The 20,007-nt window shown below is 41.2% G+C and carries 10 protein-coding genes and 2 CRISPR repeat arrays; all 10 genes read left to right on the plus strand.

Translation table 11 applies throughout. From position 1 onward, the window contains the following. The first annotated feature begins 300 nt into the window (after window positions 1-300). The 10 genes from QA601_13805 (at window position 301) to cmr6 (ending at window position 15,199) form a co-directional block, all read left to right on the plus strand. Window positions 301-4,917, plus strand: coding sequence for a PAS domain S-box protein (locus QA601_13805; protein MDG5816164.1), 4,617 nt, complete (start codon window positions 301-303; stop codon window positions 4,915-4,917). Window positions 4,918-5,409: 492 nt separating this feature from the next. Next, the gene (gene cas6, locus QA601_13810; GenBank protein MDG5816165.1) at window positions 5,410-6,378 is read left to right on the plus strand and encodes a CRISPR system precrRNA processing endoribonuclease RAMP protein Cas6; all 969 of its coding nucleotides are present in this window, start codon (window positions 5,410-5,412) and stop codon (window positions 6,376-6,378) included. After that, entirely contained in the window at window positions 6,330-6,776 is a 447-nt protein-coding gene (gene csx20, locus QA601_13815) for a CRISPR-associated protein Csx20 (GenBank protein MDG5816166.1), read from the plus strand. Before cas6 ends, csx20 begins: the two co-directional genes overlap by 49 nt. 2 nt (window positions 6,777-6,778) lie before the next feature. Next, window positions 6,779-8,152 carry a TIGR02221 family CRISPR-associated protein gene (gene csx2, locus QA601_13820; protein ID MDG5816167.1) on the plus strand — a complete coding sequence of 458 codons (1,374 nt, stop codon included), beginning with the start codon at window positions 6,779-6,781 and terminating at the stop codon, window positions 8,150-8,152. Between the two features lie 125 nt (window positions 8,153-8,277). Then, a complete protein-coding gene (gene cmr1 / locus QA601_13825) occupies window positions 8,278-9,564 on the plus strand; it encodes a type III-B CRISPR module RAMP protein Cmr1 (GenBank protein MDG5816168.1) in 1,287 nt (428 codons plus the stop codon). After that, window positions 9,561-11,321 carry a type III-B CRISPR-associated protein Cas10/Cmr2 gene (gene cas10, locus QA601_13830; GenBank protein ID MDG5816169.1) on the plus strand — a complete coding sequence of 587 codons (1,761 nt, stop codon included), beginning with the start codon at window positions 9,561-9,563 and terminating at the stop codon, window positions 11,319-11,321. Before cmr1 ends, cas10 begins: the two co-directional genes overlap by 4 nt. After that, on the plus strand, window positions 11,322-12,485 hold the full coding sequence (locus tag QA601_13835) for a type III-B CRISPR module-associated Cmr3 family protein (protein ID MDG5816170.1): 1,164 nt from the start codon (window positions 11,322-11,324) through the stop codon (window positions 12,483-12,485). A gap of 11 nt (window positions 12,486-12,496) precedes the next feature. Next, window positions 12,497-13,426: a type III-B CRISPR module RAMP protein Cmr4 gene (cmr4, locus tag QA601_13840; protein MDG5816171.1), complete on the plus strand. Its 930-nt coding sequence runs from the start codon at window positions 12,497-12,499 to the stop codon at window positions 13,424-13,426. After that, window positions 13,426-13,854 carry a type III-B CRISPR module-associated protein Cmr5 gene (cmr5, locus tag QA601_13845; protein ID MDG5816172.1) on the plus strand — a complete coding sequence of 143 codons (429 nt, stop codon included), beginning with the start codon at window positions 13,426-13,428 and terminating at the stop codon, window positions 13,852-13,854. The genes cmr4 and cmr5 overlap by 1 nt, the downstream gene beginning before the upstream one ends. Beyond that, window positions 13,829-15,199 carry a type III-B CRISPR module RAMP protein Cmr6 gene (gene cmr6, locus QA601_13850; protein MDG5816173.1) on the plus strand — a complete coding sequence of 457 codons (1,371 nt, stop codon included), beginning with the start codon at window positions 13,829-13,831 and terminating at the stop codon, window positions 15,197-15,199. The genes cmr5 and cmr6 overlap by 26 nt, the downstream gene beginning before the upstream one ends. An 844-nt stretch (window positions 15,200-16,043) precedes the next feature. Beyond that, window positions 16,044-17,529: direct repeats of the CRISPR family, unit length 36 nt; unit sequence GTCTGAAGGATTCCATGACTAAGAATGGATTAAGAC. Between the two features lie 759 nt (window positions 17,530-18,288). Next, window positions 18,289-19,620: direct repeats of the CRISPR family, unit length 36 nt; unit sequence GTCTGAAGGATTCCATGACTAAGAATGGATTAAGAC. The last annotated feature ends 387 nt before the right edge of the window (window positions 19,621-20,007 follow it).

Genomic DNA, 20,007 nt, shown 5'->3' on the forward strand with positions numbered 1-20,007 from the left:
CGCTTCGCGTCTAGAAGAATTTAGATTCCATTCAGTTTTGATTAGACATTTTTCAAAGCTGTAATCGCGAAGCGTTCCCTTTCAGCTCCCTTTTTTAATTCTTTCCTCTCTGCGTTTTCCCTTTGCGTTCTCTGCGCCTTTGCGTTTAAATCTTCCTCTTAAACAGTTTATAATTCGGCTAAATACTACCTAATTTCAGGACAGGGCACTATCCACCGGCACGGTATATTTCTTGCTCATCTTAAAGTATTACTTAAAAACATCGAAGGTACTCTTTTTAATTAAACCCTGTGTTATGCTATGAATCAATCACCACTGTTTAGCAGTTCCAGCGCCAAAGACGCACAACTCTATTTTGAATATCTCTTTGACTTTGTCAAAGATCCGCTCATTATCCTTGATGAATCCCTGCATATTATCTCTGCCAATAGTGCCTTCTGTGGAACATTTAAAACCCCAAAAGAGGATATGCAGGGCAAGATGCTGTTTGAGCTGGGTTCGGGGGAGTGGGAGATACCCACGCTTCGGCATCTGCTTAAAAGGGTCGCTTTAAACGGCAATACCACTGAAGAGATCGAGACGAATCACCGGTTCCAAAACAGGGGCGAGGTGGTGCTGCGCTTTAAAGCGAGCAAAATGAGCACGGGCGAAAAATCAGGTTTCATAATGCTCTCTGTGTTCGATCTTACAGACCTCAAAAATCTTGAAGAAGACTCCTCTATTCTCAAAGCAGTTCTTGACTACATACCTGAAGGCATTATGATCACCGACAATAATCATGTTGTAAAAAAGGTCAACAGGTATTTAGGAGAGCTATTGGGTGTTCCGGAGGAAAAAGTATTGCATACCGATGAGTTGAAGCGCCTTAAGTTGCTGCAACTTTACTGGCCCGATGGCAGGAGAATAGATCGCCCTGATGAAATGCCACTTTCAAAAGTTGCTATTACCGGAGAGCGGTACACCAATTATGAGATTACTTTTCAGCGTAACGGCACGACTAAGTATCTTTCTGCCGCAGCCGCCCCTGTCCGCGACTCCCGGGGAACCATAATAGGTGCTATTGGCTCCTGGCGCGATATTACCGAATTGACCGTGGCACGTAAAACGACCGAACGCGCTCTGGCAAGTACCCGTCGTGACCACAAGCTGCTTCAGCAAATATTAGATGAAGTGCCTGTAGGCATTGCCTTGCATGAGGGACCGGAATTTATCACCACTATGGTTAATCACGGATACCTCACCTTTGCACGTAACAAAGGAGATATCCTGAACAGGCCCGTTGCGCACGTTTGGCCTGAAGTAGCCGATCAGATCATCCCCCTTCTTGAGCAGGTATACAACACCGGCCAGCCCTACCATGCAACTGATGCAGGGTTTACTGTGGAGCGGGGAAAAGGGCCCGAAAAGGCATGGTTCTCATTCAGCTATCTTCCCTTCAGAGATGAACAGGAGCAGATTACCGCAATACTAGTGTGGTCCTTTGAGACCACAGAGTACGTACGTGCCAGGCAGGCTGCAGAGAGTGCAAGGGAGCAGGCCCAGAGGCGCAGCGCTGAACTGGATGCGGTCATAGAGTCGATTCCCGATGGGGTATTTATTGGTACAGAGAACGGGATTACTCAGTGCAACACACAGGCTATGCGTATGCTGGGTATAGCAACTTCTGAAGAGCTTAGGGAAGGAATGGACCAATTAGCTCTACGGTTTAATCTCAGGTGGCCGGAGACGGGGAAACCACTGCGTGAAGATGAGCTTCAGTTCGTACGGGCGCTTAAGGGAGAAACGATGGTTGAAGAAGTTTTGGCCACCAATCAGAAGACCGGGCAGGATATATACATTCGCAGTGCGGACGCACCCGTTATGCATAATGGAGAGATTATTGGTGCTGTGGCGGTCACCACCGATATAACAGGACGTAAGCGCACTGAGCAGACACTGCGTGAGAGCGAGGAAAAGTTCGCAAAATCTTTCCACAACAGCCCGGGCATTCAAACACTTTCGAGTGTGGAGGACGGTACATATCACGAAGTAAACGAATCATTTTGCTTGACCGTGGGTTATTCACGCAAAGAACTGATCGGTCATTCATCAATAGAGCTGGGGATTGTCACCTCCGAAATGAGGGAGAAGATAAAAAGACAAGCTGCTGAAACCGGACATGTACACCTGCAGGACATACAAATCAGAGCAAGGAACGGGAAGTTCCGTTATCTGAACTACTCTGCAGAAATGGTTGAATTAGGAGGGAAAAGGTACTTTCTTTCATCGGCAATCGATATTACTGAGCGTAAACAGGCTGAAGAAAAGCTGCGCCAGAGTGAGTCCACACTCAATGCGATTCTTGATTTCTTACCGGTGGGAATAGTCATTGCCGATAAATTCGGGCGAATTACCCGCAGTAACGCTGCTGCCCGGCAGATTTGGGGAATTGCTCCTGAGACAACTTCATGGGAGCAGTATGGAGATTGGGTTGGGTGGTGGCCGGACACAGGGGAGCGAATCAAAGCTGAGGAATGGGCTATGGCACGGTCACTGTTAAATGGGGAGGAAACATACAATGAGCTTATTTTAAACAGGAAATTCGGAAGCGATGAGCAGCGTTTTTTTCTCAATAATGTTGTACCTCTCCGTGATGATACCGGAAGTATCGTTGGTGGTCTAAATGCTATAGTCGATGTGACAGAACGAATTGTAACCGAACAGCAACTTCGTGTAAGCGAGGAGAAATTCAGGGCTGTTTTTGAGCAGGCGGGAGTGGGTATTGGTCGGGTTCGGTTTGATAATGCGACATGGATTGATGTTAATAACGCCTTTTGCACTATGCTTGGTTACAGCGCCGATGAGTTCAAGACTACCCCATGGCCCCAAATTACCCATCCTGAAGATGTCGATATTGATCTAATCCCATTTGAGCAAATGGCTAAAGGTGATCTCAACAGCTATTCTGTTGAGAAAAGGTTTGTTCACAAAGAGGGGCACCTGGTATGGGCACGTCTAACGCTTTCGCTTGTGCGGGATGAGGAAGGTAAACCAGATTATGAGATTGCAATCATTGAAGATATTACTGAGCGCAAGAAAGCAGAGGAGGCATTGCGCAACAGTGAGGCGCGTTATCGACTGCTTTTCGAAAATATCAGTGAAGGTTTTGCTCTTGCCGAGTTGATCTGGGATGATGAGGGTAATCCGGTGGACTGGCGTTATATTGAGGCCAACAAGGCGTGGGCTCAAACCGGCGTTTCGGTTAGTGACACTGTTGGTCGAACCGCCCGGGAAGTTAATCCAGGCATAGAACCATACTGGATCGAAACCTACGGGCGCGTTGTACAAAGCGGTGAGTCGGTGTCCTTTGAAAATTACGCTGCAGGCTTTGGTAAATGGTTTGAGACCTTTGCCTTTAAGCATTCCGAAAACTGTTTTGGGCTGCTGTTTTTGAATGTGACGGAGCGTAAAAAGAGCGAAGAGGCGCTCAAAAAGAGCGAGAAGCGTCTTCAAAGAGCGTTTTCTATAGAAACTGTCGGGGTTCTTTTTTTCGATATGGAGAGTAATTTCACGGAAGCCAATGACGCCTTTCTGCGCATGGTGGGCTGTAGCCGGCAGGAACTGGAGCGTGGTGAGTTGAGATCAGATCGGGTGACACTGCCCAAGTGTATGCCTCAGACCTGGGAAGCATTCGAGAAGTTGAAAGAAACCGGCCGGTTCAGTCCCTACGAAAAGGAACTGATTCGCCCTGATGGTCGGCGCTGGTGGGGGCTATTTGCAGGAGCGCGGCTTGGAGAAAACGAAGCAGTGGAATTTGTCATCGATATTACCGAGCGCAAGAAGGCAGAGGAGGCTTCGAAGCGAAGTGAGGAAACATGGAGTTTGGCCATAGAAAACTTTGCTGAGGGTGCAATAATCGCAACAGAAGATGAGCAGGTAATTTACTGGAACCCTGCTGCACGAAGATTACACGGTATAAAAAGCGAGTATGAAAATATTGAACCGCTCGAAAAAACACCTTTGACATTTGAGCTTTTGACACCTGATGGTAGTCAAAAGTTATCTTTGGATCAATGGCCTATGCGTCGCATTAAGCGGGGTGAAAGGGTTAGAAGTCTTGAACTTATTCTTCGCAGGCCTGATCAGAAATGGGAAAAAATCGTCTCTTACTCAGGCTCAATGGTGCAGACCGGCAGCGGTGACAGACTTATTTTTCTCTCTGTCTCGGATCTTACTGAGTTGAGAAAGGCCGAGGAGGAACTTCGTGTCACTATCCGTGATTTGGAATCCTTCTCCTACTCTGTTTCTCATGATCTGCGCACCCCACTGAACACTGTAAAAGGCTTTGTGGCCATAGTGGTGGAAGATTACGCAGAGCTTATAGATGAGGAGGGGAGGGATTACCTCAGGCGTATAGATGAAAATGTTAAAAAGATGCAACAGCTTATAGACGACATGCTTAGCATGTCTCGAGTGGGCAGGCATGAGGTGAAGCGACAGGATGTAGACCTCAGTATCATTGTGCGTGAATACATGCGGGAAATAAAGAGCAGCGAACCACAACGACCGGTAGAGGTCATTATAGAAGAAAATGTGCATGCCAGTGCTGATCCGCGCTTACTACATCTTGCGCTGGAAAATTTACTGAGAAACGCCTGTAAATTTACCTCTCAAAGAGAGAAGGCTCGTATAGAGTTTGGTACGATTAAAAGAGAGAATCAGACCGTCTATTTTGTGCGCGATAACGGAGTAGGGTTTGATATGCAGTTTGCAAAAAAGATCTTTGAGCCTTTTAAGCGAGGGCATGGTGAGAAAGAGTTTGGTGGAAGCGGTGTGGGGTTATCAATTGTGCAGCGCGTTGTCGAAAAGCACGGTGGCAGGGTATGGGCTGAAGGTGAGGTGGGTAAAGGAGCTGCATTTTATTTTACATTGGAATAGTACAAAATACGGTGGTTATCCCTCGGTTACGCTCGGGAACCCGCAAATGAAGTAGCAGTCTGGGTTGTCAGTGTTAAGAAACGGTATGGACAGAATACCTCAATGATGGCACCTGCAGTTGTATCGTCATTGTGTGGGCTCCTGGACCGTCAGGTCGACCGTCTTGCCAAGACTTTTTAATTGAGGGCGGGTTTACCGAAAGGCTCTATAAAATCAGAAGCGCCAAACGCAACGGGCAATTTTGACTACCATAACCGGGGACTTGCACAGAACAACCGAGGGGCCATTGCTACTAATTTTACCCAGTAGCTTGCTTATGATTGGGTAAACTATATATATTGCATTTACAGAGTACTTCAGGTAGTTCACACTGTTCTATCCTCTGCTCAATTGACATCGTCCCGAATAACTGACACGGTAATCCTGATCACCGTTGCTTTTGGCACCAAAAATAGAGCCATATAGCGCTCTTATTATAAGGAAAAAGGGAATATGAACATCAGCAAAAATACACTGCAGGTACCATTTACAAGGGTTTTGGTAACCCTTGAGCTGTCATCAGGTCGTCCGGTTTCGCACTTTCCCGAGACAACCCTTAAGGGTGGTATTGGTTACACTCTAAAAGAACTGGTCTGTCTGACCGGGGCTAAAACATGTGACAACTGTATGCTCAACGCGTCATGTGCGTACGCCTTTCTGTTTGAAACTCCGCCCCCGCCTGACGCGCCAAGAATGAAAAAATACCGCACCGTTCCACACCCCTTTACCATGAAAGCCATCCAGAAGGAATCGATACTTACATTTGAGTTGACCCTCTTTGGTGGAGCCTACGCCTACCTTTCTTACTTTATCTATGCGCTTAATAAACTGGGTGAGAAAGGGCTGGGCAAAGAAAAGGTCCGTTTTATAGTAAAGAATGTGCTGTGGGGCGAGAGGGTCATTTATCAGGCGAAAAACTGCGAGATTGATCAGAATATTACAGCCGATACTATGATTGTTGAGCCCGGGGAGCCTCAAAACGGCACTGTTGAGCTTAAGTTTAGCTCTCCGCTGGCATTAAGAAAAGAGGGCAGGGTTATAAGTTCTTTTGACACCAACACCTTCTTTACCACGCTTTTACGCCGTTGCACCAATCTTAATGCCTTTTTTGGTGTTGAAAAGCAAAAGGAGATCGACCCTGATGCCTATCTTCATGCGGTAAGTAGCCTTGAGACCCAAAGCAGCATGGGATATCACCGGCGCTCTCGATACAGCACCCGCCAGAAAAAGAAGCTTGATTACTCTGGAATTGTCGGTAAAGTGGTGCTTAGCGGTGACATTGGTACCCTGATGCCGCTGCTGTATGCCGGAGAGGTCTTTGGCGTTGGAAAAAATACGACCTATGGAGGAGGGGTGTATAGGGTGAAGGAGGTATGTGGTACAGAAAAGGGAAACACTGTAGAAACAGGGCTACTGCAATGAAAATGGCGATACTTCTTAACCATGTGCTCAGTGAAGAGCAGAAGCAGCAGGCTAAAACCACTCTTGGGGTTAGCGAATTTATCTCTTTACCTCCGGAGTTAAAGGGTTTGTGGAGCGATGCAGACCCTTGCGCTTCTGTGGGGCAGCTTGGAGTACAAGAGATAATCTGTTGGCTAAGTGATGCAACATCCTGTGGTGATTATGTTCTTGTTCAGGGGGACTACGCACTTACTTTCGCTGTGGTTGACTGGTGTCTCTCACACAAGAGAGTAGCAGTACACGCAACGACAAAGCGATGCGCGAGTGAGACGCTTGAGGATGGAGTCACTGTGGTGAAACGGGAGTTCAGGCATGTAAAATTTAGGGAATATGAGCGATATAACGGAAAGGAGTGGTGAGGATGGCAAGGGTTTTTGTGAGTTTTTTGGGGACTAATAATTATATACGTTGCAATTATCATTTCGATAAGAATGTTAACGAAACAACTTATCAACCAAAAGAAACAAGATTCGTACAAGAAGCAATAATTGGTAATGTTTGTCAAAGATGGTCAGCTGCAGACAAAATTAAAATACTGCTTACTGAAGAGGCTGAAGAAAAAAATTGGAACGATGAAGGGCACAAAGATAAGAACGGTAAAACCTTGCGGGTAGATGATGTTGGTAAACCGATGTCAGGATTGAAAACCCAACTAGAGAAAATAAACTTGTCGGCAAAAATTGAGCCGGTAAGGGGAGTTAAGGATGGTAATTCAATTGAAGATATATGGGAAATTTTTTCAACGATAGAAAATATGGTGGATCGGGAAGATACTCTATGGTTAGATATTACCAATGGCTTCCGATCGCTACCAATGTTATTGATGTTACTACTTCAATATTTGAAAGTTACCAAAAATATTAAAATCGGAGGAATATACTACGGGGCATTTGAAAAATTAGGGCCTGTATATAAAGTTAAAAACATGGCTTTAGAAAAGCGCAATGCACCAATAATTGATTTAACAGCATTTCATGTACTACAAACGTGGACTGAAGGCACCGATACATTCAAAACATACGGAGATGCAAGAAGAATTAAAGAAGCTATTGAGGACTACTGTAACTCTTTGCCCTTGCCCAAAGAAACTGGTGATAAGCAACTATGTGTAAAAAAAATGGAGAGTTTGGCAGCTGTAATTAATAGTATCTGTTTACAAATACATACGGCAAGGGGCAAGGAAATAGTCGAAGGGAAGTCAATTAGAGAAGCAAAGGACTTAATTACTGAACTTGAAAATGAAGAAATATTACCGCCTTTAAAAACTCTTTTGCACCTGATTGAAAAAAAAATCGAAGAATACGAATCTGATGACGTAAAAAATGGATTCATTTCGGTGAAATGGTGTATTGAGCATTCCCTTGTTCAACAGGGTATAACATTGTTACAGGAAACGGTAATTACAAAGATACTTTCTGAAGCTAGGATGGGTTGGAATGAGAAAACAAAACGTGAATTAGCAAAAAGGGCTATCAATAACCTTAACAACACAAAAAATGGGAGCAATCCACAAAAAAATAAAAAAAATGATGTTACTTCAAAGTTACAGGAAATAATAATATCTTACGAAGAGTTAGCTGAAAACTATAAAGCATTAACTAAGATGAGAAACGATATAAACCATGGTGGTTACTTGGATGAAAATGACAATAAAGCCGGTAAACCAGATGACTTTTTAGACGGTCTAAAAAGTTCTTATTTAAGTATAAATGAATGCTTTAAAAAAGTAAGGTAATAACTAATATAGTGCCAATTTTAGAATTTCTGATTATAATATGGGTCGGTATGTTTTAATACCAGAGTAAATGCCTATACATACATTTTACGTAACTATTGGAAAGTTGAACATATGGAGGCCTAATGCGTTTAAAACGAATTCCTAAGATATCTACAAATATAATACCCAACCAGAATAATGGAATTGTTTCCAAGACCTACGAGTTTGAACTTATAACACCCATGTTTGGTGGTGATGTAGAGAGTTGGAAACTGAATGAAAAAACACCTATCAGAACACAGTCTTTAAAAGGCCAATTGCGGTTCTGGTGGAGAACGATGCAAAGCGAAACTGACTGTCAAAAACTTCTCGAAAAAGAAAACAAGATTTGGGGTGGTAACATTGGTAAGGATAAGGATGGCATTGATATCAATATTCAAGCACCAGTGAGAATTGCAATCACAAAGCAAACAAATTTGCTTTTTGAAACAATCAAACCCAAATATAAAAAAGAATCTAGAGAAATAAGCGGTTTGGGTGAAAATTCTCTTTCAAACTATGTCCTTTTTCCAGTTGTAGAAGACATTAAAAATGAAATAACAATTAAACTTCTGGTAAAAGCTACATTTGATGTTTGTGTAGTTTATCCAAAAGAATTCGAACCTGATGTAGAAAACACATTAAAACTATGGGTTCTTTTTGGTGCCGTTGGCGCAAGAGGTCGAAGGGGCTGTGGTTCTATTTATTGTGAAGAGTTGCTGAAAGGTATGAACTCTTTAGAAGATGTAAGCAAGTTTCTTTTTAAATTTACAAGTCAAAAAATAAAAGGACCAATTGATTACCCCAATCTAATCGGAGCGAAACTATATGCCACCAAAAATGCTCGAACTGTAAAATCGTTATTAGATAAATATTCTGAATTTCGTCAGGCCCGAACAAAGCGTGAAGGTGACACGCCCGGACGTTCATTTTGGCCTGAACCCGATGCTATAAGAACCATAAGTTCTGATTACCATCAACCTGAACATCCAGACGGAGTATGGTTTCCTCGAGCGATTTTCGGTTTACCTATAATTACGAAATTCAATACTTCAGGAAGTGGGAAGAGGGATCCGGATGGATGCATCGAATTAAAGCCGCATACTAGCGATGATAAAGAGGAACGATGGCCCTCACCAGTATTTTTAAAGTGCTCAAGATTAGGTAATAATGAGGACGTGAACTTAGCTTTAATTCTTAATCAAAAATTTCCTGATAATATGTCTCTTAAAGGGGAAACATGTTCAAAAAAATTACCTACAACAGCTAACCCAAACTATCAAAAAGATAAAAAAATGATTTTTGATAGTGATCATCCAGAGAAAAGCCTCAACGGGCGAACAATTTTCGAGGCATTTGCAGATCATATGGAGTTAAAGGAGATTATATGAACGAACAATTCCTATTACTAATATCCATTGGTCCGGTGCAGGATTTTATCTCGTCAGCCAGAAAACTAAGGGATCTATGGTTTGGTTCTAATCTGTTATCAGAGCTTTCAAAAAGGGTTGCAAAATCATTACATTCACAGGGGTGTGAACTCATATTTCCTGCAATTGAAAATGTATCTGAATTAGAAGAAAATTCTGAACTTATCGTTGCTAATAAAATACTTACAAGCTATTCCGGTACTATACCACCAAAGGTAATTATTGCTAATGCAAAAAAAGAATGGAGAAAAATGCTTGAAAGCATAGCAGACGATACGAAAAATGAATTGCGGAACTACCCTTTAAAGGTTAATGAAAAAGTTTTTGATGCACAGATCTCTGATATTGGCGAATTTTTTGGTGTTTGGGCACAGATTGGATCAGACAGTTATTATAATGGAAGACAAAGTATAGAAAGATTATTATCTGGTAGAAAAAAAATTCGTGAATTCGAAGCTCCCAAATGGAATGGTAAAGGGATTCCTAAAAACAGCCTTGATGGCTACAGGGAAACTGTATTCACCAATAAAATTAATGAGCTAAAGGGACTGTTGAAGAAAAATGAAAAACTCGATGCAATAGGATTTATAAAAAGATTCTATCCTATACGGAAAAAAGCAAAAAATGTTGAGCAGTTTGAAGACCTTGCAGACATTGCAATTGCACCATGGTTGAAAGCTATAAAGAAGGGTACTAAAAAACCTGTTCTTGATACATTTGAAAGCATCATTGCATCGGATACCAGTAATCACAGAAAAAATGATAAGTTGAGTGATAACCCTATCCTTTCCGAATTATACTATGTTAAAAAGAGTGATCTTAATGATTATATATCTTCAGAAAGCGTTGAAAATGCGTGGAAAAAATTAAGAGAGTTGCGTGAAAGTGCAGGTGAACCAACCAAGTATGCTTGTATTCTTCTTGGTGATGGGGATAATATGGGTAAAGTGATCGGCGAAATTAAAGATATGAAAGGTCACAAAACATTCTCAAGATCTCTTTCTGAATTTGCTGCTCATGCAAAAAAAATAGTGAGTAAAAATGAAGGCTCTCTTGTATATGCTGGTGGGGATGATGTTCTCGCTTATGCTCCGATGCATACAGCCCTACTATGTGCAAATGAACTACGTAAGGCCTTCTTTAAACAGATGAAGAAGGTAATTATTGACCTTGGGTTAAAATGTCAAATACCAACTTTTTCTATTGGAATTGCTATTGTGCATTATTCAGAACCATTGGGTAATGCATTAAATTTAGCTCGTGAAACAGAGAACATTGCAAAAACAATTGCTGGGAAAGATGCCCTTGCTATTATACTTAAAAAACGTTCTGGTTCACCTACCCAAATTTATGGTAAATGGGATAACTTCAAAGGGGAAAAAGGTATTGTAGAAGACCTACACTACTTGGTACAGCGGTTAAGAGACAAAAACTGTGAAACATTGCAACTATCTTCACGCCTTGCATATCAGCTCCGAACTGCACGCATTAAAGGAGGAGACAGTATAAATTATCATCTTAGTGAAGATAATAAAGTCGTTCCAGAGAATGCTCAATCTGCACTAGTTCAAGCTATTTTTCAACATAAGGATGGAGGAGAAGAGTTAGTTAAAGAGGTATTATTTGGTCGAACTTCAATCAAATGCCTGGCAGATGAATTAATTATAGCTAAACACTTCGCTTCGCTGCCAATCAATCTAAAGGAGAATACTGAATAAATGAGATATACAATTCAAACAGAGGACCAGTTAATCCTTCGTGATGGTAAACCATTTGGGGATGAAGGATTATTTGGAGGCACCTCGTGCAGTTGGGTGATGCCTCAAACTCTTGCCGGAATGGTGCGTACAGCAATAGGCTTTGCACAGGATCCAAATTATTTCTTATCTGAAGATAACAAAAAAAATATCCTTGAGGTTGGTATTGAAAAAATCCTTGACTCAGCTCTGATTGGGGAAAAACATATACCTCTTGCTCCAATTCCGTCTGATATGATTCTTACCCAAAATGAGCAAAATGATATGCTCACTGCTAATATCATGGATTTTGCCCCGGTTCCCAATGGCTGTGGAACTGATATTAAAAACCCTGATTGGTTACTACCTACAATTGACACTATTGGCAAGCCATCAAAAAATCTACCATTTCGACTTAAATGGGACTTTTTCAAACAATACCTCAATGGAGAGGTAAAGAGCTCAAGTGAACACATGTTCACATCTATTGGCATCGGCTCACCAATTACAGAAACGCGGGTGCATAATTCAATTGATGAACATACACTTCTAACCGAAGATGGAAGACTTTTTTCCAATAAGGGACTGTATTTGTATGCTCAGGATGGTGTAAATGTAAAAGTACCGCTTTCTATTAGTTATGAAATAACAGGTCTTAAAAGGTCTGTAAATCATGAAGGTAATTTTCATCTTGGTGGCGAGAGGAAGACTGTATGGGTCACTAAATCAGATGATTCATTTCCAGTATATGAGAGTAGTTTTTATAAGCAAAAATTTCTGAAACTTGTACTCATGTCTTATGGAAGCTTTGGAGGCTGGTGTCCGCAATGGCTTATGCCAGACCTTAGCGCTGGCTCAATCAATTATGTCGTAATTCCTGGTACCAACATTAAAGTGAGGCTCCGTAGTGCCTGTGTTTCTGGTTGGGAGGGTATCAGTGGTTGGGATTACGCAATAAAAAAACCAAAACCGATGAAAAAGTTAGTTAAACCAGGCTCGGTGTACCTCATTGAAGTTTTTGATGAAAAGGACTCGCAAGCTGTTGCTGATTACTTTTGGGGATCTGCACTGGGTGAGTCGTCTGAGACCAGGGAAGGTTTCGGTCTTGTAGTTGTTGCATCTGCAAAAAATCAAATTTCAGAATAAGGAGAAATAAAATGAATAATTTACTTTTCGCATTACGCGCACTTTCCCCTCTTCACTGTGGTATCGGGCAAGGTCTTAATGATATCGATCTTCCAACTGCAAGACACGCTGTATCTGGGCATCCAATTATTCCAGGATCATCCCTAAAAGGTGTTTTGAAAGATGAATTTAGTCGTGGGCGTCCCAAAAAAGATGATGAAGAGGAGAAAAAAGTGCATGCTCTATTTGGTTTGGATGGTGATAGTAAGTTCGCTTCAGCCGTTTCTATTGGCGACGCACTTCTGCTTGCATTACCAGTTCGATCATTCTTTGGAACATTTGGTTATCTTGCTTCTCCATATACCCTTCATATGCTTAAAAATCAATTAAAGCGTGTCATTAAAGAAGATATACTACCTGAAGTACCAGATATACGGGATCCCAAGAATGAAATTTTCAAAGCTATTCTTACAAAGGAATCTGCACTGAAAACAGCCAATAGCACCCAGATTCTGCTTGAGGAACTCGATCTGAGCATAGATACTGAACAATCAGAAGTTGCAGATAAATGGGCTGAACTGATTGCACCTTTTTTCTTTGATGACGAGGGGCAGAGGATTTTTAAAAAGCGTTTCACTATAGTAGATGATAATGCTCTCAACTTTCTTGCGGATACTGCGTTACCTGTCGATGCTCGCATTGCGATAAATTATGAAACAGGAACCGTTGAAGGAGGGGCTCTATGGTACGAAGAAACCGTGTCACCTGAGACTCTTTTTACCGGTATTGTAACAATTGATCGCTCCTACAATCCAGAACAATCTGCCACTGCAGATGAACTAAAAGAAGTAATGACTGGTAAAGGACGAATTCATTGCCAAATCGGTGGGAAAGCAACGACGGGTAAGGGTTTTGTTGCTATTGGTTTCAAAGATTCAAAATCACTGGAAGGTGGTAACTGATGGTTGGAGCTACAAGAAGTCAAAAATGTGCTGAAATTGTGTTTAAGAGAGTCGAGTTGTTTGTTAATGATACTAATTTTGACAAATTAGTTAAGAGAAGATATAAAGCGCTTTGTAAAAGAGGTGGAGGTCTACTACGCACGGTAGGTCTTATTCAGTTTTTGACGTTTTGTGAGTCAAAAGGGAAAAGAGACAAAGACAAACATTATAAAGTATTATTGGAACACATATGTGAGGAATTGTGTGATTCCATGAATTTTCAAAATGCAGATTCTGCTGCATTACTCATGTCTGTAAGGAGACAAAATCTTCCAAACTATATGCAGACAACCAAAGAAGTTCTTCGGCTGCTACAATGGCATAAAAGGATAGCAGAGATTCTTATTGAAGGAGAGGATGAAGATGGCAACACAATCGATAAGGGATGATCACAAAGTAGAATTCAATCTTTCAAATACCGATACAAGATGTCAGAACTTCGGACTCTGGTTTGATAAACTTTTACCTGAAACATATGAATCAGATGAACATGTTCAAAAATCAAATGCAATAAAATTTTTCACAAAAAGTAAGGGTTCAGAAGTACACAAAACCTACAAATATGCCTTTGATGGATGGATTGAAAGTATCAAAAACAGAAATGATATTATCTATTTTGACATAATCTCTACCACCAGAGTGATTTTAGGGTCAGGTAATAGTTCTGGTTTGGAAATTGGGTTACAGCTCAATAAACCTTGGGGTGTACCCTATATCAGTGGTAACACATTTAAAGGCTTACTATCTTCCTATCTTAATAAATATGGTGGGGACGATTGGAAACGGTTCAAAGATACTAAAAGCAGTTTTCAGGTTGAAATATTTGGAGGTGTTAAGAATGGAGAAACCCAAAGTTATTCAGGTTCTGTTATCTTTAATGACGCATGGATCTATCCTGAGCATAACTCTTGGTATGAAAGTGATATCATTAATGTGCATTATAGTAAGTATTACTCCAAAGAAAAAATGCCTAATGGAATGGAAAACCCTAAACCTATAAAAACTCTTGTTTTAAAACCTGAGCTGCGTTTCTTTGTTTCACTGCAAGGTGATCTGGAAACTATTATGTTTTTGAAAAAAATAATCGCAAAAGCTTTAAAGGAAGAAGGTATTGGTAGTAAAACTTCTGTAGGGTATGGTCGGTTTGAAATACTATTATCCGAAGAAGAGAGGGATAGTACAGTAATTGGTAAGATAAAATCGGCCACAACTGCTGAAGAACTGGCCGAAATTTATAAGTCACATAAAAAGAACACACGTCTAAAAGATGAATTTAGAATTAGATTGAAACATTTTGGCTATTCAGATTCACTTAAAGAAATGTGGAAGAATTTAAAACCGCTGGAGCTGTTACTTAAGGAGCTTGAAGATGGTAAATTTGGCAATCTGCAAGCATTTAATAAAGCTTTTAAGGAAACGGAAGAAAAAAAGTTGCTTGCTGGGGTAGACGCAAACCAGACTAAAGAGGGGCAGGCTCTCTTTGATGCCATGCTTAAAAGGTGGAAAAATTCAATAGAGAAACAACCTGAAATGAAATCTGTGAAAATATTGAGCTATGGTTGGGAATCTGTAAAACTAAGTGATGATCTTCTTTTAGATATTGTGACCGGCAAAACGGTGAGGGTATGGCCCCCACTAAGAGAACTTAGACATTTTCTTGAAAAGTGTGTTCCTGCTGGTTGTACGGCAGAAGGTATTGCTATGGTGTTAGAGGAGTTGCAGGAAAAACAATAAAAGCGCACGGTTCTTGTACGGTAGTTTTAAAATTCCGTTAACAGTGGGTGATTGTATCGTCATTTATTGGTTTTGATATTTGTTTTGGTTTACGTTCTTTGAAAGATAAAGTAACAAGTACATTTATAAACCGTTCCGCGAAACTCAGTAAACTCGCGCTCGGCTCCAAACGACGTATCTAAACTCCATGACTAAGAATGGATTAAGTCTTTAAACTCATTGTTGTCAACAACCGTCTGAAGGATTTTATGCCTAAGAATGGGTTAAGATCGGGAATTATAATGGGGCTAAAGCCTCCTACGCAGTAGCTACTGCTACGGGGTGCCGGGCGTCAATGGTGATAGAGTGTAAAGACCCGTTTGGGGGGACTCTTAAGCTATAATCTCGGGGAGGAAAGGGAGAACGGATTTTGGTCTTGCTCTTTTTCATAAGCGCTGAAAGCGCGGGATATTCGTTGCTATCATAGGAAAGAAGAAGTAAGATTTGTGATGTGAATAGGATGGGACTTTGGGCAAAAAAACTGCCCGTTTGTTACCAAATATTATATTCTGTTATCCGTAATAGAGGCATGATTACACCCCTGTTTTACGGCTTAAAAAGTACAAAAAAACATGCCGCAGTGGCCAAATGGCGAAAATGGTACTGTTTGGGGCAATCAACTCCTGCGGCATATAAAATTTGTCAAAAAAGTGGTGACTATGCCGCAAAGGCTCAAGACGTTGATATTTATAGAGGTTACAGAAAACCGGCATTGTTGCCGGTTTGCTCTTTGGAAAGAAGGTTGGGGATATGCCGCAAACGGCCCTCTAACTCATTGATTTATAAGGCCAAAAATTGGACTACGGTCTGAAGGATTCCATGACTAAGAATGGATTAAGACTTCTACTATTGATTCCCTGATTCTGGAAATCACTTCTTTTTCGTCTGAAGGATTCCATGACTAAGAATGGATTAAGACTCTGATTAGCCTGCTTGGTAGTACCCAACCTCCCTTCAGTCTGAAGGATTCCATGACTAAGAATGGATTAAGACGCGGCCTCTAGCCAATCTCTACAGGTGGCGTACTTCTTGTCTGAAGGATTCCATGACTAAGAATGGATTAAGACCGCTCTCTGCCTTTTATGTCTTTACAAGTAAACTGATCATCGTCTGAAGGATTCCATGACTAAGAATGGATTAAGACTTGACAACCATGCAATGAAGTCGTCGATGTCAAAATTTTTGTCTGAAGGATTCCATGACTAAGAATGGATTAAGACACATCAACGTCGCAGTGTAAACAGTTGTCGTGGTCTTCGCCGTCTGAAGGATTCCATGACTAAGAATGGATTAAGACGCCGAGTACAGGCAGTTCAGCAGCCGGGACGTCTGTTATAGAATCTGAAGGATTCCATGACTAAGAATGGATTAAGACGCCGAGTACAGGCAGTTCAGCAGCCGGGACGTCTGTTATAGAGTCTGAAGGATTCCATGACTAAGAATGGATTAAGACAAGGACAATGCTATAACTATACACTTTATTGTATAGTTAAGTCTGAAGGATTCCATGACTAAGAATGGATTAAGACAACAATTTCGCATAGTTTTTTATATCATCTTCTCTACTCATGTCTGAAGGATTCCATGACTAAGAATGGATTAAGACTGCCGATAAGCTCAAAGTGTTACTGACGTGACCGCTAAAACCCGGTCTGAAGGATTCCATGACTAAGAATGGATTAAGACACTCCTTGGTACTTAAAATGTCTTTCACAGCAGTTTTTCTGGTCTGAAGGATTCCATGACTAAGAATGGATTAAGACTAAACTCATAAAAAAGTTTAGACTTTTCAAAGACATAGTCTGAAGGATTCCATGACTAAGAATGGATTAAGACCAAGTCAACTTACTGTTGTTAGAGGTTGGAGTGAAGATGGTCTGAAGGATTCCATGACTAAGAATGGATTAAGACAATAGAATTCCATTCCTTCTTACACATTAATGATTCGACAGTCTGAAGGATTCCATGACTAAGAATGGATTAAGACCAGGATAGGAACATGGACGGACAGGGTGTGTGATGGTTGATAGTCTGAAGGATTCCATGACTAAGAATGGATTAAGACTTCTATCTCTAATAATTACTTTAATATCAGAAAAAGGGTCTGAAGGATTCCATGACTAAGAATGGATTAAGACTGAAGATTGTAAGAGTAGGTTTTTAATATCATCTTTGCTAGTCTGAAGGATTCCATGACTAAGAATGGATTAAGACTGCTCCATGGGGGATCTCTTTCACAAGACTGTAGAGTTTAAGTCTGAAGGATTCCATGACTAAGAATGGGATAACGTAATTACCAGTGACAAATGATTAATTACTAATTAAAGAAAAGGGAGCTGACTTTCTTTTCTCTTTTCCTGCTCAAAGCTCACCGCTCACGGCTCATAGCTACTAAAGTCTGAAGATCGGGAATTATTACGGGGCTAAAGGCGATAGTTTGAGTCACCCCCGGGCGTCAATGGTGATAGAGTGTAAAGACCCGTTTGGGGGGACTCTTATGCTATTATCTCGGGAGGAAAGGGAGAACGGAATTTGGTCTTGCTCTTTTTCATAAGCGCTGAAAGCGCGGGATATAATAGCCCGGGGTAAGCCAGTCTTCTGGCGCAGCCCCGGGTGCTTGCGCAAAAAAGACCCCAAGCGCTGAAAGCGCGGGATATTCGTTGCTATTATAGGAAAGAAGAAGTAAGATTTGTGATGTGAATAGGATGGGACTTTGGGCAAAAAAACTGCCCGTTTGTTACCAAATATTATATTCTGTTATCCGTAATAGAGGCATGGTTACCCCCCTGTTTTACGGCTTAAAAAGCACAAAAAAACATGCCGCAGTGGCCAAATGGCGAAAATGGTACTGTTTGGGGCAACCAACTCCTGCGGCATATAAAATTTGTCAAAAAAGTGGTGACTATGCCGCAAAGGCTCAAGACGTTGATATTTATAGAGGTTACAGAAAACCGGCATTGTTGCCGGATTGTTCTTTGGAAAGAAGGTTGGGGATATGCCGCAAACGGCCCTCTAACTCATTGATTTATAAGGCCAAAAATTGGACTACGGTCTGAAGGATTCCATGACTAAGAATGGATTAAGACAACCGCATTTTTTTTAGGCATTGAATAACCATTTCTTTTTTGTGTCTGAAGGATTCCATGACTAAGAATGGATTAAGACTAAAGCCGCGAGTCACCCAAAAGTCACCCGTGCGGAGTGAGTCTGAAGGATTCCATGACTAAGAATGGATTAAGACTAATTTAATAGCTCCTGGAGCTAGTCCTGAAGGAGTTTGTGAGTCTGAAGGATTCCATGACTAAGAATGGATTAAGACTGGGTAGAACGTTTTAAACTCAACAATGAGGTTTTACAGTCTGAAGGATTCCATGACTAAGAATGGATTAAGACTTATCCAAAACCCGCTCAACGGGCTTTCCGTCTATAATTTCAAGTCTGAAGGATTCCATGACTAAGAATGGATTAAGACAAAGAAAAAAATAGAATACTCAACCACAAAATCATAATCCCAGTCTGAAGGATTCCATGACTAAGAATGGATTAAGACTAAACATGTCATAGGGATTGTCTGCGCCCCGGGGTTGCTCTGTTGGTCTGAAGGATTCCATGACTAAGAATGGATTAAGACCATGGCAGGTGATGCATCAACCACACCATCAGCTTAGTGTACGTCTGAAGGATTCCATGACTAAGAATGGATTAAGACCTGTTAAGGATATTATGGAAAACCTTACAAGCGTAATTGAGTCTGAAGGATTCCATGACTAAGAATGGATTAAGACCCGATATAACCAGTTTCAAAATCACCCCAAGGTTTACGTCTGAAGGATTCCATGACTAAGAATGGATTAAGACTTAGCCCAGTTTTGCTCCATTGATTTGTTACAATCAAGTCTGAAGGATTCCATGACTAAGAATGGATTAAGACCTTGTTGCCTCTGCTGGTATTGTACGCACGCCCGCACCGTCTGAAGGATTCCATGACTAAGAATGGATTAAGACAAGATAGCGCCAACTATCTAAACAATTTTATAACGATCTCAGTCTGAAGGATTCCATGACTAAGAATGGATTAAGACCTCCCCGTTCATGTCGCTATATTCGTGCTCCTCTGTCAGTCTGAAGGATTCCATGACTAAGAATGGATTAAGACTAAACTCATAAAAAAGTTTAGACTTTTCAAAGACATAGTCTGAAGGATTCCATGACTAAGAATGGATTAAGACTGAAGATTGTAAGAGTAGGTTTTTAATATCATCTTTGCTAGTCTGAAGGATTCCATGACTAAGAATGGATTAAGACTGCTCCATGGGGGATCTCTTTCACAAGACTGTAGAGTTTAAGTCTGAAGGATTCCATGACTAAGAATGGGATAACGTAATTACCAGTGACAAATGACTAATTACTAATTAAAGAAAAGGGAGATGTCTTTCTTTTCCCTTTTCCTGCTCAAAGCTCACCGCTCACGGCTCATAGCTACTAAAGTCTGAAGATCGGGAATTATTACGGGGCTAAAGGCGATAGTTTGAGTCACCCCCGGGCGTCAATGGTGAAAGAGTGTAAAGACCCGTTTGGGGGGACTCTTAGGCTATTATCTCGGGAGGAAAGGGAGAACGGAATTTGGTCTTGCTCTTTTTCATAAGCGCTGAAAGCGCGGGATATTCGTTGCTATTATAGGAAAGAAGAAGTAAGATTTGTGATGTGAATAGGATGGGACTTTGGGCAAAAAAAGGCCCGTTTGTTACCAAATATTATATTCTGTTATC

The sequence above is a fragment of the Chitinispirillales bacterium ANBcel5 genome (assembly GCA_029688955.1).
Taxonomy (GTDB): Bacteria; Fibrobacterota; Chitinivibrionia; order Chitinivibrionales; family Chitinispirillaceae; genus Cellulosispirillum; species Cellulosispirillum alkaliphilum.

What these genes read in the sequence shown, in the direction of transcription:
- cmr6 (MDG5816173.1), top strand. Translation starts at nt 13,829, where the DNA reads ATGGCAACACAATCGATAAGGGATGATCACAAAGTAGAATTCAATCTT.
- QA601_13835 (MDG5816170.1), top strand. Translation starts at nt 11,322, where the DNA reads ATGAGATATACAATTCAAACAGAGGACCAGTTAATCCTTCGTGATGGT.
- csx2 (MDG5816167.1), top strand. Translation starts at nt 6,779, where the DNA reads ATGGCAAGGGTTTTTGTGAGTTTTTTGGGGACTAATAATTATATACGT.
- QA601_13805 (MDG5816164.1), top strand. Translation starts at nt 301, where the DNA reads ATGAATCAATCACCACTGTTTAGCAGTTCCAGCGCCAAAGACGCACAA.
- cas6 (MDG5816165.1), top strand. Translation starts at nt 5,410, where the DNA reads ATGAACATCAGCAAAAATACACTGCAGGTACCATTTACAAGGGTTTTG.
- cmr5 (MDG5816172.1), top strand. Translation starts at nt 13,426, where the DNA reads ATGGTTGGAGCTACAAGAAGTCAAAAATGTGCTGAAATTGTGTTTAAG.
- cas10 (MDG5816169.1), top strand. Translation starts at nt 9,561, where the DNA reads ATGAACGAACAATTCCTATTACTAATATCCATTGGTCCGGTGCAGGAT.
- cmr4 (MDG5816171.1), top strand. Translation starts at nt 12,497, where the DNA reads ATGAATAATTTACTTTTCGCATTACGCGCACTTTCCCCTCTTCACTGT.
- csx20 (MDG5816166.1), top strand. Translation starts at nt 6,330, where the DNA reads ATGTGGTACAGAAAAGGGAAACACTGTAGAAACAGGGCTACTGCAATG.
- cmr1 (MDG5816168.1), top strand. Translation starts at nt 8,278, where the DNA reads ATGCGTTTAAAACGAATTCCTAAGATATCTACAAATATAATACCCAAC.